The sequence below is a fragment of the Nonomuraea sp. NPDC003709 genome (assembly GCF_040610775.1).
In the GTDB taxonomy this organism is placed as follows: Bacteria; Actinomycetota; Actinomycetes; order Streptosporangiales; family Streptosporangiaceae; genus Nonomuraea; species Nonomuraea angiospora_A.
On sequence record NZ_JBEXMW010000010.1, the window covers coordinates 97,007 to 111,047 of the forward strand.

Genomic DNA, 14,041 nt, shown 5'->3' on the forward strand with positions numbered 1-14,041 from the left:
TTGTCCGCCGTGCACAACCATCCCTGAGCGCACAACCTCCCGATCTACGCTGGCACCCCCGACGGGCTACTCATCATCGTCACGGTGCCTCACAGCGCCATGCAATGCGTGGCTCCCGTAGCGACGATCGAATCGGGCTTGAGTGCCGCCGCCGAGGTGGGCGTCGATACGTCGTGCCCGGCACCGCGCTCGGGGCGGTGGGCGATGGGGAGTATCACGCTCACCCGATCACCTGCGCCGCCGTATCCGTGCTCGTGCTGGGCGGGCTCACGGCAGTCGCGCGTCCTTCTCGGCCTGGAGGCCTGTGATGAGGCGCGCGCTGACGTTGGCCGAGATCCAGCAACTGCCGGCTGTGGTCGACGTGGTCACCGCGGGACGGGCGCTCGGATTGGGACGCACCACGGCCTACCAGCTCGCCAGGGACGGCCAGTTCCCCTGCCGGATCATCCGCATCGGCAAGAAGTACCTGGTGCCCACCGCCGCCCTGCTCGCGCTGCTCGGCGATCACACCCTCACGGAGGAGGACAGGACAACCGATGGCTGAAGGCAGCACGTTCAAACGCTGCTCCTGCCGCGACGGTGACGGCAAGGAACTCGGGCAGAAATGCCCCAAGCTGCGCCGCCCCAGCGGCGGCTGGAACCACCGGCACGGCATCTGGCACTACCAGATCGAACTACCACCCACCCCCGACGGCAAGCGCCGCGGCCCGCTCCGCCGCGGCGGCTTCACCAGCCAAGACGACGCCGAAACCGAACTCGCCCAGGTACGCGCCCTCTTGTCGTTGGCCGGTCCGCGCGAACCCGCCACCCGCACCCAGATCGCCGACCTGATCAAGCGCACGCTGGCCGAGACCAAGACGCTGCCCAACATGGAGACCGTGCGCCGCAAGATCAAAACCGGGCTGGACCTTACCCAGGAGATCACCGTCGAGCAGTGGCTGGAGGAGTTTCTCCAGCGCAAGCGGAAGATCGAGGAGAGCACACGGCGCTCTTACGAGGGCCACATCCGCCTCTACTTGATCCCCTACCTCGGCCGGCTGGCGTTGGACCGGCTCAAGGTCAGCGACATCGCGGTGATGTTCGAGCAGATCGAAGAGTTCAACGACACCATCGCCGAACGCCGCGCCAGCCCCGACCCGAGCGTGCGGGCCAGCGTCAAGTATCGGCGGCCGGTCAGCATCGCCACCATGCACAGCATCCGCGCCACCCTGCGACACGCCCTGAACATGGCCATCCGGCAAGACCGGCTGCTCGACTTCAATCCCGCCGCCGTGCTGGAGTTGCCGGCCAAGACCCGGCCCAAAGCGTTGGTGTGGACCGACGACCGGGTCCAGGACTGGCAGGCCGCCTTCCACGAGCGCCTGCGAGCAGACAAGCAGCGCCGGGGCGGGCGGCGGGTGGATCCGGTCGACGCCTACACCAGCACGCCCCGGCCTTCCCGGGTGATGGTCTGGACGCCGGCTCAGACCCGGCTGTTCCTGGAAGAGGCCCAGCGGCACCGCCTCTTCGCCCTGTACCGGCTGATCGCGTTGCGTGGTCTGCGCCGGGGAGAGGCGTGCGGGCTGCGCTGGAAGGAGGTCAATCTCGACGCCCAGACCATCACGATCAACTGGCAACTGGTGCAGTTGGCCGGGCAGGTCCACGAAGGCACGCCCAAGACCGACGCCTCGGTACGCACCATCGCCCTGGACGCCGAAACCGCCGCGACGCTGCGTGCGCACCGGCAGCGGCAACTCCAGGAACGACTGGCCAAGGGCCAGGCCTGGAAGGACACCGGGTTCGTCTTCACTCAACCCGAGGGAGATCGGCTGCATCCCCAGCACGTCACCGACCAGTTCCTGTGGCTGGCCTACCTCGCCGGCCTGCCACCCATCCGCCTCCACGACCTCCGCCACGGCGCCGCCTCTCTGATGCTGGCCGCCGGGGTGGAGATGAAGGTCGTGCAGGAGACTCTGGGGCACACCTCCAGTTCCTTCACGGCCGACACCTACACCTCGGTCTTCCCCGAGGTGGCGATGGCGGCCGCGGAGAAGACCGCAGCACTTCTGCTCGCCGAGGAGGAGGACCAGGAGGGGCCGGGAGAGGTGATCCCGCTGCGGGCCTGACCCGCTACATCAGGAACCGGCCCCGTGATCGCCGCGCTTGCACGGCGATCACGGGGCCGTTTCCTTTGCCGAGATAGCCCCAGAACGCCGATGTCGATCATGGTGTGTGCGGGGTTGGTGCGCGCGAGCGCGCACGGAGCACGCAACCGCTAGACGAAAATTCTAGAACGCATCCGATCCCGCATAACCGCAGGTCAGACCATGATCAAAGCGCGCCCTGCAGGATTCGAACCTGCGACCGTCGGATTAGAAGTCCGGTGCTCTATCCAGCTGAGCTAAGGGCGCTCCCGCCTTATTGTGCATGATCCGGCGACATGTCACGCACACGTTTTCCTCGTGTCAGTCTGTCAGGCCGATCACACTCGCCATGAACAGCGTTCCCAAGGCGGTAGGCGTCAGGGTCGAACCGGTGGCCGAGCAGGGTGTGGGGGCCTCTGGGAGGATATCGGAGGCGGCCAGATAGGGGAGGAAACCGGCGAAAAGACCCGGGTGGGCGCTCCGGGTGCTGTCCGGGATGGTGGTGAGGGAGGTCAGGGGGCGACGCGTCCAGGAGCAGGAAGGTCGAGATGTGGCGGCGGGCGTGTCGTAGAGGGATGCGACCGTTCGGGAAGTCGTGAGCGGTTAATCCTGTCGCCGCGATCAGCGTCGGGGAGGTGTCCGTCTGGGCGCGGGGCTGTCCGGGTGGCCGGGGGCGATTAGAGCGTCGGTGGGGAGGCCGACATCGGCGTGGGGACGGGCGGTGGTGGGTGGCGCGGGGTGGGTGGCGCGGGGTGGGTGGCGCGGTGGTCGGGCATGGTCATCTAGTGTTCGGCGATAGGGATGGGTTGGAACGCTCGGGCGAAGATCAGCATCGGCGGGGGTACTCCGAACGCCTCCGCCAGGGGTTTGGGGAGGAAGTCGAAGGAGGACTCGCCGAGCATCGCGCCAGCGGTGGCGTTGAGGGCCCTGCCTCATAGGGCCCTGCGGTGCTGCGCCCTGCGGCACAGCGTCCGGTCGCGCAGGACCCGCGGCACAGCGCCTGGCCCCATAGAACCCCGTAACACGACACCCCGCGCCCAGCACCTGGGCTCGCAGGACCCCGCGGCACAGGACCCCACGGCAGCGCCTGGCCGCACAGGACCCCCCGCGGCACAGGACCCCACGACACGGCGCCCGGCCGCGCAGCGCCCCGCGGCGTAGGAGCCCACGACGCAGGAGCAGGTGGCTGTGGGGATGGTGCGGTGGGTGGAGGGGCAGGAAGGGGCGCCTGGTGGGGAGGGGTGGTGGGGGAGGTTGTTGTGGAGGGTGGGTGGAAGGTTGGAGCTGGAGGAAAGGCTGGGCGGGGGTGGGGCAAAAGGGTCTAAGCTCTCGTGGCATGGTCGCGACGCTCCTGCATGAGATTCCGTTGCAGGGCGGGGACGTGACTGACGGGGTGGTGCGGGTCGGTGACACCGTGCGTAGACCGGCCAGTACGTCGACACCCGCCGTGCACGCCCTGCTCCGGTACCTCGAGGCCCGTGGGTTCGGAGGGGCGCCGCGGGTGGTGGGGATGGACGGGCTCGGGCGGGAGATCCTGACGTATCTGCCGGGGACGACCGGGTTGCGGCTGGAGAGCGTGAGTGATGAGGCGCTGGCCGGGCTTGCCGTGCTGCTTCGGGAATTTCATGACGCGACCGTCGGGTTCCCGCTGTCCCTGGAGGGGTGGGAAGGCGGGTCGAATGATGACAAAGCGCCAGAAATCATCGGACATTGTGATTTAACGCCAGCCAACGTCATATTTCGCGGAGGACAGCCCCACGCGCTGATCGACTTCGATCTTGCGCGCCCCACCACGCGGCTGTTCGACATCGTCACCACGCTCCGCCACTGGGCTCCCATCGCCGACCCCGTGGACCGGTCCCCGCTGCTCCGCAACCTCGACGTGGGCGAGCGGCTGAGGCTGTTCTGCGACGCGTACGGCGTGCCGCCCCGCGACCGCCGCCGCCTCCTCGAACTGGCCAGGCTCCGCTTCCACCGCTCCTACGACGTCATGCGCACCCGCGCCTCGGCGGGCGGCAACTGGGCGAAGATGTGGGCGGGCGGCGCCGGCGAGCGCATCCGCCGCGCGGCGGCCTGGCTGGACGTACACGAAGACGAGCTCCATGCCCACCTGGTGTGACCCGCTGGGGCTCGCCCTCGGGGTGGCCCTCGACCGGCTGATCGCCGACCCGCGGAGCGCCGCCCACCCGGTCGCGGTCTTCGGGCGTGTCGCCGCGAGGGTGGAGAAGTCCCTGTACGCGGACAAGAAGGCGCACGGAGTGGCACATGTCGCCATCTGCGTCGGGGGCGCGACCGCGCTCGGAGTACTCGCCCAGCGGATCCCCCACGCCCGTACGGCCGTCACAGCCGTCGCCACCTGGGCCGTGCTCGGCGGCACCACGCTCGCCCGCGAGGGCGAGTACATGGCGGACGCCCTCGAAAGCGGCGACCTGGAACGGGCCAGGGCCCGCCTCCCTCACCTCTGCGGCCGCGACCCCTCCCACCTCGAGGCCAAGGAACTCGCCAGGGCCACGGTCGAGTCGCTGGCCGAGAACACCTCCGACGCCGTCGTGGCCCCGCTCCTCTGGGGTGCGGTGGCGGGCGTGCCGGGGCTGCTGGCGTACCGGGCGATCAACACGCTGGACGCCATGGTCGGCCACCACTCCCCCCGCTACGAACGGTTCGGCTGGGCGGCGGCCAGGCTCGACGACGTGGCGAACTACGTACCGGCCAGGGTGACGGGGCTGCTCACGGTCCTGACCGGGCCGGACCCCGGCCGCGCGCTGGCGGTGCTCAGGCGGGACGGCCACCGGCACCCCAGCCCGAACGCCGGCAGGTGCGAGGCCGCCTTCGCCGGGGCGCTCGGCGTCACCCTGGGCGGCACGAACGTCTACCAGGGCAGGACCGAGCACCGGCCCACCATGGGCGACGGACCCGAGCCCGACGTCAAGGACATCCGCCGCGCGGTACGTCTTACGCGCGCCGTCAGCCTGGCCGCCGCCGGAGCGGCCGTGCTGACGGCTTGGGCCCTGCGAAATCGCCACAAATAGGCCATCGGGAGGATTGCGGACGGCCGCGCAATTGCGCGGTAATCAGCTATTGATTGCTTTTCACATTACGCGGTTGAGGTTGAGCACCAGCCAGACCACGAATATCGCGAGCAAACTGATGCCGATCATCGCCTTCGCGGCGCTGTTCGCGACCGCCTTCCTGGCTGTGACCTGCTTGGCGCTCTGCTTCCACACCTGACGCATGATGATCATCGTCTGGAAGCGGCGGCCGAGGGCGAACACGGCGAGAGCGATGATGATGAATAGAATGACGCGACCGTCTGCAGGTTCCACGGAGATCCCCCCTGTGGGCCGTGAAGCTACTCAATCCCCGAGACATTTGAGAAAACAGGATACTCGGACGGACGCGGTTTGTGATTTGAATTATGGTCCGAGATCAACGACGATCGGGGCGTGGTCGGAAGGGCCCTTGCCCTTGCGGGCCTCGCGATCGACGTACGCCGACCGCACCCGCCCGGCGACGTCCGCGCTCGCGTAGACCAGGTCGATGCGCATGCCCATGTTCTGGTGGAACATCCCGGCCCGGTAATCCCAGTACGTGAACGGGTGCGGGCCCTTCATCGGCGTCGGCACCACGTCGTGCAGCCCCAGGGCTCGCAGGTCGGCGAGGGCCCGCCGTTCGGCGGGGGTGACGTGGGTGGCGCCGACGAACAGCGCGGGGTCCCAGACGTCGGCGTCCGTGGGGGCGACGTTGTAGTCGCCGCACACCGCCAGCGGCATGGCCGTCTCGGGCCCCAACGCGTCCCGGAGCGCCGCGAACCAGGCGAGCTTGTACGCGTAGTGCGGGGAGTCCACGGTGCGGCCGTTCGGCGCGTACAGGGACCAGACGCGCATTCCCGCGCAGGTGGCGGCGATGGCGCGGGCCTCCGGGGCCACGGCTTCCACGCCGTTCAGCTCGCCGGGGAAGCCGAGGGTCACGTCGTCGAGGCCGACCCTGGAGAGGAGCGCCACGCCGTTCCACCGGCCGTCGCCGTGGGCCGCGGCGGCGTACCCCAGCTCCCCCACCTCCGCCGTGGGGAACGCCTGCGCGGAGCATTTGGTCTCCTGGAGGCAGAGGATGTCGGGTTTCGCCTCGGCGAGCCATTCGAGCAGGCGGGGCAGCCGGGCCTTGACGGAGTTCACGTTCCACGTGGCTAGGCGCATCCTTCCAGCCTGCCACTCTTCCGGAGATCCAGCTTTCCCACTCACGGCGGGCCACCCACCCGCCGCACGTGGTGCTCTCCTCCAGCTTTTACGCTCACGGCGGCCCGTCCACCCGCCGCACGTGGTGCTCTCCTCCAGCTTTTACGCTCACGGCGGCCCGTCCACCCGCCGCACGTGGTGCTCTCCTCCAGCTTTTACGCTTACGGCGGGCAACCCACCCCCCGCACGTGGCCGGGCTCTGTCCAGGGAGACGGTCACGAGGTGTGCGGGGCCGGGCGCCGTTACGCCGCCTTCTGGGCCATCGGACGGGAAAACCCGTGACCGCCGGACAGACCCCCCAGAAGGCGGCGAGACCGGGATCGGGTCAGCGGCTGGTCCAGAGGGGCTTGTTGTCGCGGGAGTAGATGATGATCCGCCCGTCATCGCTGACCGCCAGCCACGCCCCCGGGTTGCCGGCCGTCTTGGTGGTCCACAGGGCCTTGTTGCCGCTGTCCACCACCACCCAGTTGCCCTCCGCCTGCATGATCGACCGGGCGCCGGGGTGACCGGCCGTCGGCGTGGTGAACAGGCTGCGCTGCCCGTCGTACAGCACCGCGTTGCCCTCGTCCTGCTGGATCAGCCGGTAGCGGCCGTTGCTCGACTGCACCACCTGGCCCGGCCGGAGCACGTGCCCCGAGGGCAGCTTGCCGATGTACGCCTTGGACGACCACAGCGGCCGGTTGTCCCGGCTGTAGATCACCAGGTTGCCGCTCTCCTTGGGCAGCAGCAGGTACGCGCCGGGGTTGCCGGCGGTCGGCGTGGACCACAGCGGCTTGTTGTCGGCGCCGTAGATGACGAGGTTGCCCTCCTTCTGCATGGTCGCGCGGGCGCCGGGCTTGCCCGAGGTGGGCGAGGTCCACAGCGCCTTGGTGCCCTCGTAGAACACCAGGTTCCCCTCCGCCTGCTGGACGAGCTTGAACCGGCCGCCTTCCGAGGTCAGCGACTGCCCGGGGAGCAGCCACTCGCCGGGCCCGAGCCGGTCCTTGGCGGCTGCGGCGTGGGCGGCGGTGACGGCGGCGGCGCCCGGCTGCGTCAGGGCGACGGCGGCCACCGGGCCCGCCAGGAGCGAGCCGGCCAGCACGGCGATCGCGGCCTTCTTCGTGATCAACTTGGGTCTCTTCCTGTGTAGGCGTAGAGCGTGAGTGAAAGACCCTGGCAGAGCGCATTGGCGTTCTGTTGGTGCGAGTACGGCGCCGTAACCGTCTTTAGCGGGGTTTTAGCGCTTCCGGGCATCCTGTGACAGATGGATCACTTGGAGTACTGCCTGCTCGGGTCCATCGACGCCTGTGTCGGGGGACGCCGCCTGGAGATCGGGCCGCGTAAGCGTCGTTACGCACTGGCCGCGCTGCTGCTGGACCTGAACCGTCCGGTCCCGGTGGAGCGGCTGGTCGACGCCGTATGGGAGGGAACTCCCCCGGACAGCGCGCGGATGACCGTGCAGGGACACGTTTACCGGCTGCGCCGGACGTTGCCGGGCGTGCGCCTGGAACGGGACGCCTCGGGGTACGTGCTGCGTGCCGACCCCGAACGCGTCGACGCGCTGCGCTTTCGCCGCCTGGTCGCCGAGGCGGCGGGCCTCGGCGACGAGGCCGGGGCCGATCTGCTGGACGAGGCGCTGGCTCTGTGGCGCGGCCCGGCGCTGGGCGGCTCGGGGGGCGGCAAGGCGCTGGAGGTGGCGGCGGTCGAGCTGGACGAGGCGCGGCTGGCCGCCGTCGAGGAGCTGGCCCGCAGGCGGCTCAGGACGGGCCGGCCGGAGCTCGCGGTGACGCCGCTGCGCGCGAGCGTGACGGCCGATCCGCAGCGGGAACGGCTGGTGTCGCTGCTGATGACGGCCTTCTACCGGCTCGGGAGGCAGGCCGAGGCGCTCGAGCTGTACGAACGCACCCGCCGACTGCTGGCCGACCAGCTCGGCGTGGACCCCGGAGCGGAGCTTCAAGCCACGTTCGAGTCCCTGCTCGCCACCCCACCCTGAACCGGGTCAGACCCGGCACGGAGCGGCGGGCCACCCCGCCGGTGAGCCGGGCCACCCGCCGGTGAGACAGGTCAGGCCTCGTCGAGCACCGCCAGGGCAGCGGCCTCGTCGAGGCGGTGGCCGAACTCCCGGTGCACCTCCAGGGCCCTCCTGGCGCAGTCGCGCCCCTCGCCCGCCGAGCCGTCCCGTACGTGGAGCCGGGCGAGCAGCGTGAGCGCCTGGCCTTCGAGCAGCCGCAGCCCGTACCGCACGGCCGCCTCGCGCGCCGGCCCGGCCACGGCGGCGGCCTCGTCCCACCGGCCGCCGTCCACCAGCACCTCGGCCAGCCACACCCGGGCCCGGGACTCCAGGTAGGGGTAGGTGCGGTCCCGGTAGACGGCCAACACCTCGTTGAGCATGCCGACGCGCTCGCCGAGGTCGAGCGACTCGTCCACGCGGGCGAGCGTGCTGCGCGCCTCCTCGTGCTCGTGGGCCGGCGGGCGCGCCCGGGTTATGTCCACGGCCCGCCGCGCCAGTTCGGCGGCACGGGCGCCGTCGCCGCGCAGGTGGTGCGCGAAGGCCACGCTGGACAGCGTCGCGGCGAGCTGGAGGTCCTTGGCGACGGCCAGCGCCCGCTCGAAGTCCTCGACGGCCGGCCCGAGCTCGCCCAGCGCCACGCGGATGTCGCCGAGGATGGTGTACGCCCTGGCCTGCCAGGGCGGCTGCCCGCCGAGCTCCTCCCTGATCCGGACGGCCCGGAGCTGCCGGTCCAGCGCCTCGCGGGGACGCCCGGCCCACAGGAGCTTGATGGCGTAGTTCTCCAGGGTCACGGCCAGCTTCGTGGACGGCTCGAACTTCTCCCACAGCCGGATGATCCGCTCCTGGCTCTCCAGGCTCTGCTGGAGATCCCCGAGGCTGGAGCGTGCCACCGCGAGGTTGGTCAGCGTGAGCAGCGTGCCGGTACCCCAGCCGACCTCCTCATAGAGGTCGGAGGCGATCTCGTAGTGCCGGACGGCCGGCCGCGGCTCGTTCAGCGCGAACATGGCGTTGGCCAGCGTGTGGTGCATGCTGGCCTGGCCGGCGCGGTCGTCCGCCCGCTCGGCGGCGGCCAGGCCGCGGCGGGCCGCGGTGATGATCACGTCGGGCTGGTAGGCGCCGTACATGAAGGCGCGCAGGGTCTCGGCCAGCCGCCAGAGCAGCCGACCGCGGGCGTGGTCGATCACGGTGAGCAGGTTGTGCTGCTCGGCCTGGAACCAGGCGCGCGCCGCGTCGGCGTCGGCGAAATCCTCCGTGTCGCGCGGCGGGTCCTCGCCCGTCAGCGGGAGCAGCTCGATGGAGGGCGCCAGCAGCGGCGCGACGGCCCGCGCGGTGTGCAGGTAGTACGCGTGCAACGGGGCCGGGTCGTCGGCGGCGTCCGTGCAGTGTTCGCGGGCGTAGAGGCGGACCAGGTCGTGCAGGCGGTAGCGGCCCGGCGCGTGCTCCTCGACCAGGTGGGCCGAGGCGAGCCTGGCCAGGAGCCGCTTGGCCGTGCCGGGGTCCGTACCGGCGAGTCTGGCCGCCGAACTCGCGGTGAAGTCGCAGCCGGGGACCAGCCCGAACCGCCGGAACAGCACCTGGGCGTCCGGCGTCAGCGCCGCGTACGAGCCGGCGAAGGCCGTGGCCACGGTCGCCTGCGCGTCGCCTTCGACGGCCAGCGTGTTCAGGCGGTCGTCGAGGAGCTCCGCGAGGTATTCGCGCAGGCCGGCCCGGCCGATGAGGTTCGCACCCGCGATGGCCAGCGCCAGCGGCAGGTGGCCGCAGAGCTCGGCCAGCTCGGCGGCGGCCGCCGGGTCGGCCTGGATCAGGTCCGGGCCGACGAGGTCGGCCAGCAGGTCGCGGGACTCGCCGGGGGTGAGCGTGCCCAGCCGTACGGTCTGCGCGCCCTGCAGGGCCAGGCCGCGCAGTGTGTCGCGGCTGGTGACGATGACCGCGCTGGAGGAGCCGCCGGGCAGCAGCGGGCGTACGTGCTCGGCGTGGGCGGCGTTGTCGAGCACGACCAGCACCCGCCTGGTGGCCGTCGTCGAGCGGTAGAGGTCGAGCTGCTCGGCGGCGCCGCTGGGGGCGGGCACGCCGAGGGCTCCGAGCAGGCGGGGCAGCACCCGCTCGGGCGGCAGCGGCTCGCCCTGGCCGTAGCCGTTGAGGTCGACGTGGAGCTGGCCGTCGGGGTACTCGGCGGCCACCTGGTGGCCGACGTGCACGGCCAGCGCCGACTTCCCGATGCCGGCCGCGCCGGTCACCACGGCCACGCGGCCGCCGTGCAGCAGGTGCCTCAGGCGCTCGGCCTCGGCCTGCCTGCCGACGAAGCAGGGGACGTCCCTGGGGAGCTGGCGCGGCACCACGGGCCGGTGGCCCTCGACGATGCGCTGGTGCAGGTCCCGCAGCCGCGGCCCGGGATCGACGCCCAGTTCGCCCGCCAGCAGCCGTTGCACGTCGTGGAACAGCTCCAGCGCCTCCGCCGGCCGCCCGTCGTGCCACAGCGCTGTCATGGCCAGCGCGTGCGGCGTCTCCCTGAGCGGCTCCTCGTCCCTGAGCTCCTGCAGCAGCGCGGGGACCTCGCGGTGCCGGCCCAGCTCGATCAGCGCGACGGCGTGCTCCTCCAGCAGGTCCCACCGCTCGCGCAGCAGCGGGCGGCGCACCCGCCGCTCGACCCAGTCGGTGCCGAGCCCTTGCAGCGGCTGCCCGCGCCAGAGCCCCAGCGCCCGCTCCCACGCGCCGGCCGCGTCCCGCGGCTGTGCTGCCCGTCCCTGCGAGGCGAGCGTGCGGAACCGCCCGAGATCGACCTCTTCCTCCGGTACGGCGAGCGCGTAGCCCGCCGTGGTGCTCGCGATGCGCCCGCCCAGGGTCTTGCGCAGCTGCGACACCTTGAGCTGGACGATGGTCCTGGCGGTCTTGGGCGGGTCGCGCTCCCACAGCGCCTCGATCAGCCGGTCCACCGGCACGTACGCGCCGAGGTGCGCAGCGAGCAGGCCGAGCACGCACTGCTGCTGCGCTCCGTCGATCGGGATCTCGACGTCGCCGTCGTAGACCTCGACCGGGCCCAGCACGCGGATGTCCATCGGGCCCGAGCATAACGGCGGTCCGGCCGCTCCCGGTCAGGACGGGGAGCGGCGTGCGCGTGGATCCGAGCCGGAACCCTTGCCCTCCTTTGGGCTTTCGACCGGGCGGTTCGCGGTACGAGTGCATCAGCGTCCGACCGGCCGGATCGCGGTCCGCCCTTCTTCTGCGATCCGGCCGGGCGGCCTCTCTCTCTTCACTTCTGGGGGAAATCATGATGGACGAGTCAGAGTTGTCCGAACCGTTCACGCGAGACCTGTGCGGCACCATGCCCGTGCACCGCCGGCTGCTCAACGAGAGCATGTCCTACCGCGCGCGGCGGGCGTCCATCGAGAACCAGGCCACGCAGTACAGGCTCGGCACCCGCATGGTCAGCCGCGTCGGCGTGATCAGCATCCCCGTCGTCGTGCACGTCGTCCACAACCCGGCCCGCCCAGAACAGAACATCGGCGCCGACCAGATCCACAGCCAGATCGAGATCCTCAACCAGGATTTCCGGGCCGCCAACCCCGACGTGACGAAGGTGCCGCCCGTCTGGAGGTCGCTGGTGGCGGACACGATGGTCGAGTTCCACCTCGCGAGCCGCGGCCCGAACGGGGAGCCGACGGACGGGATCGTCCGCGTGGAGACCCAGCGGATGGGCTTCACCTTCGACGACCTGGTGAAGTCGAGCGCCAGCGGCGGCGCCGCCCCGTGGCCCAGCGACCAGTACCTCAACATCTGGGTGTGCCAGCTGACGGGCGGGCTGCTCGGCTACGCGCAGTTCCCCGGCGGGCCGCCGGACACCGACGGCGTCGTCATCCGCCACTCCGCCTTCGGCAGCACGGGAACCGCGGCGCCGCCGTTCCACCTGGGCCGGACCACGACGCACGAGATCGGCCACTGGCTGAACCTCTTCCACATCTGGGGCGACGACGGCGAGGGATGCAGCGGCGACGACAAGGTGGCCGACACCCCGAACCAGGCCGGCAACAACACCGGAATACCGACATTTCCCCATATTTCGTGCAACAACGGTCCCAATGGCGACATGTTCGTGAACTACATGGACTACACCGACGACGCCGGCATGATGATGTTCACCAGCGGTCAGTCGACGCGGATGAACGCCTGCCTGGAGGGCCCGCGGGCGTCCTTCCTGGTCCCGCAGCTGGCCGCGCGCGCCGAGGAGCGGATCCCCGCGGGCGTCGCCTCCCCCGCCGAGACGCGGCTCACCGGCAACGGTTCGCAGCGCGACCTGGAGCAGCTGCTCCAGGAGGTGCTGAAGGACACCCGCGCGGCGCTGAACGTGGTGGCCGGGAACCGCCAGGTCCGATGAGCGTCATCATGATGAACGAGGAAGCGCCGGACGTCGTCGGAGCCTGGACGCACTCCTACGAGGAGGACACCGACGCGATGGCGGTGTACCGGCCGGACGATTTCGCGTTCCGGCCTTCGCGGCGGCCCCGGCGCGGGATGGAGTTCCACTCCGACGGCACCTTCGTCGAGTGGCTTCCCGGGCCGGACGACCGGCCCAGGAAGATCGTCGGTCACTGGGAGCGCCAGGGAGCCGACCGGATCCGGATCACCTTTCCCGGGGGTCCGGGGCAGCCGTTCGTCCTGACCGTCGTGTCCCGCGAGAACGACCAGCTGGCCTTCGCGAAATGAACATGGCCGCCGCGGCGGAGGTCTAGGAACCCATGGCACACCGCGTCAAGGTCGAGGGCGACCGGTTCCACGGCCGCGTGCCCGAGGGCGCCGAGTACGTCGGGCGCGAGTTCCCCGGTCACCGGCGCAGCCCGTTCGCCAACCCGCACAGCCTGTCGGAGAAGGGCTGCCGGGTCTGCGGCGGCCGGGTCCACCAGCGGTCCCAGGTGATCGAGCTCTACCTGGCCCACCTCCGCGAGCACCCCGAGCTCGTCGAGCGGGCCCGCCGCGAGCTGCGCGGCAAGGACCTGGCCTGCTGGTGCGACCCCGATCAGGAGTGCCACGCGGACGCGCTGCTGGCCGTCGTGGCCGGCGCGGAGCCGTAGCTCACGGACGTTCGACGCCCACGGTGATCTCGTTGCCGAGCCGGCGCTCCATCAGCAGCTCCAGGTCGTCGCCGCTCCAGAACTTCCCCGGGTCGTACCAGTTGGGCCGGCGGCCGCCGGGCAGCAGGCCCATCTCCTCGTACGTGACCGCCACCACCTCGGCGCAGTACGCGCTCTCCAGCGTCTCCTGGCGGCGGCGCCGTCGCGGCAGCCGTCCCCTGGCCCAGCGGGCGGCCAGGCGGGCGGTGGAGGGGAACGGGGTGCCGTCGAGCCGGGCCACCGTGCGCAGGGCCGCGTCCTCCATCTCGGGCGTCGCCTCCGGCTCGAGCTGGCGCAGCCAGGGCCGCTGGCCGTAGCGGCCGACCCACGTGGTCACCGCGTCGCGCAGGTCGTGCAGCTGCACCCCGCGCTGGTGCGTGCCCGACCACAGGTCGATCAGCGACTTGCCCAGCTCGGCGTGCCACATCATCGGCGGCAGGTCCTCAACCACTATCGCCATGCCCACGTGGTTGACCGGGCTGTTGGTCATCGTCTGGATGGCGCGGTCGGGGACCGAGCGCCCGCGGAAAATCCACAGATCGCCGGTCCTCGTCACCCTTATGGCCTCGTCGAGAGTCAGCACACCGTTAG

At 71.0% G+C, this 14,041-nt stretch carries 13 protein-coding genes and 1 tRNA gene; 8 read left to right on the forward strand and 6 right to left on the reverse strand.

The genetic code is table 11. The features are described from left to right. Nucleotides 1–307: 307 nt before the first annotated feature. Nucleotides 308–544, forward strand: coding sequence for a helix-turn-helix domain-containing protein (locus ABZX61_RS29255; protein ID WP_355199417.1), 237 nt, complete (start codon nucleotides 308–310; stop codon nucleotides 542–544). After that, the gene (locus tag ABZX61_RS29260; RefSeq protein ID WP_355199418.1) at nucleotides 537–2,105 is read left to right on the forward strand and encodes a tyrosine-type recombinase/integrase; all 1,569 of its coding nucleotides are present in this window, start codon (nucleotides 537–539) and stop codon (nucleotides 2,103–2,105) included. Before ABZX61_RS29255 ends, ABZX61_RS29260 begins: the two co-directional genes overlap by 8 nt. Nucleotides 2,106–2,316: 211 nt before the next feature. Here ABZX61_RS29260 and ABZX61_RS29265 read toward each other — a convergent pair. Further along, nucleotides 2,317–2,390, reverse strand: a tRNA-Arg gene (locus ABZX61_RS29265). 1,069 nt (nucleotides 2,391–3,459) lie between these two features. Here ABZX61_RS29265 and ABZX61_RS29270 point away from each other — a divergent pair. After that, nucleotides 3,460–4,242, forward strand: coding sequence for a phosphotransferase (locus ABZX61_RS29270; RefSeq protein WP_355199419.1), 783 nt, complete (start codon nucleotides 3,460–3,462; stop codon nucleotides 4,240–4,242). Further along, nucleotides 4,226–5,152, forward strand: a complete 927-nt coding sequence (locus ABZX61_RS29275; protein WP_355199420.1) for a cobalamin biosynthesis protein — start codon at nucleotides 4,226–4,228, stop codon at nucleotides 5,150–5,152. The genes ABZX61_RS29270 and ABZX61_RS29275 overlap by 17 nt, the downstream gene beginning before the upstream one ends. A gap of 60 nt (nucleotides 5,153–5,212) precedes the next feature. Here ABZX61_RS29275 and ABZX61_RS29280 read toward each other — a convergent pair whose 3' ends face one another. From ABZX61_RS29280 to ABZX61_RS29290, 3 genes are all read right to left on the reverse strand, one after another. Next, nucleotides 5,213–5,446 carry a hypothetical protein gene (locus ABZX61_RS29280; protein ID WP_350728071.1) on the reverse strand — a complete coding sequence of 78 codons (234 nt, stop codon included), beginning with the start codon at nucleotides 5,444–5,446 and terminating at the stop codon, nucleotides 5,213–5,215. 90 nt (nucleotides 5,447–5,536) lie between these two features. Continuing rightward, complete coding sequence (locus tag ABZX61_RS29285) at nucleotides 5,537–6,316, reverse strand: exodeoxyribonuclease III (protein ID WP_355199421.1); 780 nt, start codon at nucleotides 6,314–6,316, stop codon at nucleotides 5,537–5,539. Between the two features lie 364 nt (nucleotides 6,317–6,680). Continuing rightward, nucleotides 6,681–7,463: a hypothetical protein gene (locus ABZX61_RS29290; RefSeq protein ID WP_355199422.1), complete on the reverse strand. Its 783-nt coding sequence runs from the start codon at nucleotides 7,461–7,463 to the stop codon at nucleotides 6,681–6,683. Between the two features lie 135 nt (nucleotides 7,464–7,598). Between ABZX61_RS29290 and ABZX61_RS29295 the strand changes: the two genes are divergently transcribed. Then, nucleotides 7,599–8,327: an AfsR/SARP family transcriptional regulator gene (locus ABZX61_RS29295; RefSeq protein WP_355199423.1), complete on the forward strand. Its 729-nt coding sequence runs from the start codon at nucleotides 7,599–7,601 to the stop codon at nucleotides 8,325–8,327. A gap of 71 nt (nucleotides 8,328–8,398) precedes the next feature. Here ABZX61_RS29295 and ABZX61_RS29300 read toward each other — a convergent pair whose 3' ends face one another. Then, complete coding sequence (locus ABZX61_RS29300) at nucleotides 8,399–11,401, reverse strand: BTAD domain-containing putative transcriptional regulator (protein WP_355199424.1); 3,003 nt, start codon at nucleotides 11,399–11,401, stop codon at nucleotides 8,399–8,401. Nucleotides 11,402–11,613: 212 nt separating this feature from the next. On the opposite strand from ABZX61_RS29300, the gene ABZX61_RS29305 reads away from it, so the two are divergent. From ABZX61_RS29305 to ABZX61_RS29315, 3 genes are read left to right on the forward strand one after another with little or no spacing between them, the layout of a single operon-like run. Then, nucleotides 11,614–12,717: a zinc metalloprotease gene (locus ABZX61_RS29305; protein ID WP_355199425.1), complete on the forward strand. Its 1,104-nt coding sequence runs from the start codon at nucleotides 11,614–11,616 to the stop codon at nucleotides 12,715–12,717. 8 nt (nucleotides 12,718–12,725) lie between these two features. Beyond that, on the forward strand, nucleotides 12,726–13,046 hold the full coding sequence (locus ABZX61_RS29310) for a hypothetical protein (protein ID WP_350728077.1): 321 nt from the start codon (nucleotides 12,726–12,728) through the stop codon (nucleotides 13,044–13,046). A gap of 32 nt (nucleotides 13,047–13,078) precedes the next feature. After that, the gene (locus tag ABZX61_RS29315; protein WP_350728078.1) at nucleotides 13,079–13,411 is read left to right on the forward strand and encodes a DUF4326 domain-containing protein; all 333 of its coding nucleotides are present in this window, start codon (nucleotides 13,079–13,081) and stop codon (nucleotides 13,409–13,411) included. Nucleotide 13,412: 1 nt separating this feature from the next. Here the strand turns inward: ABZX61_RS29315 and ABZX61_RS29320 are convergent, their stop codons facing one another. Then, the gene (locus ABZX61_RS29320) at nucleotides 13,413–14,030 is read right to left on the reverse strand and encodes a hypothetical protein (RefSeq protein ID WP_355199622.1); all 618 of its coding nucleotides are present in this window, start codon (nucleotides 14,028–14,030) and stop codon (nucleotides 13,413–13,415) included. Nucleotides 14,031–14,041: the final 11 nt, after the last annotated feature.

Bases quoted from the DNA above. Each gene is read 5' to 3' on its own strand.
- ABZX61_RS29255 (WP_355199417.1), top strand. From the start codon at position 308: ATGAGGCGCGCGCTGACGTTGGCCGAGATCCAGCAACTGCCGGCTGTG.
- ABZX61_RS29260 (WP_355199418.1), top strand. From the start codon at position 537: ATGGCTGAAGGCAGCACGTTCAAACGCTGCTCCTGCCGCGACGGTGAC.
- ABZX61_RS29270 (WP_355199419.1), top strand. From the start codon at position 3,460: ATGGTCGCGACGCTCCTGCATGAGATTCCGTTGCAGGGCGGGGACGTG.
- ABZX61_RS29275 (WP_355199420.1), top strand. From the start codon at position 4,226: ATGCCCACCTGGTGTGACCCGCTGGGGCTCGCCCTCGGGGTGGCCCTC.
- ABZX61_RS29285 (WP_355199421.1), bottom strand. From the start codon at position 6,316: ATGCGCCTAGCCACGTGGAACGTGAACTCCGTCAAGGCCCGGCTGCCC.
- ABZX61_RS29295 (WP_355199423.1), top strand. From the start codon at position 7,599: ATGGATCACTTGGAGTACTGCCTGCTCGGGTCCATCGACGCCTGTGTC.
- ABZX61_RS29300 (WP_355199424.1), bottom strand. From the start codon at position 11,401: ATGGACATCCGCGTGCTGGGCCCGGTCGAGGTCTACGACGGCGACGTC.
- ABZX61_RS29305 (WP_355199425.1), top strand. From the start codon at position 11,614: ATGATGGACGAGTCAGAGTTGTCCGAACCGTTCACGCGAGACCTGTGC.
- ABZX61_RS29310 (WP_350728077.1), top strand. From the start codon at position 12,726: ATGATGAACGAGGAAGCGCCGGACGTCGTCGGAGCCTGGACGCACTCC.
- ABZX61_RS29315 (WP_350728078.1), top strand. From the start codon at position 13,079: ATGGCACACCGCGTCAAGGTCGAGGGCGACCGGTTCCACGGCCGCGTG.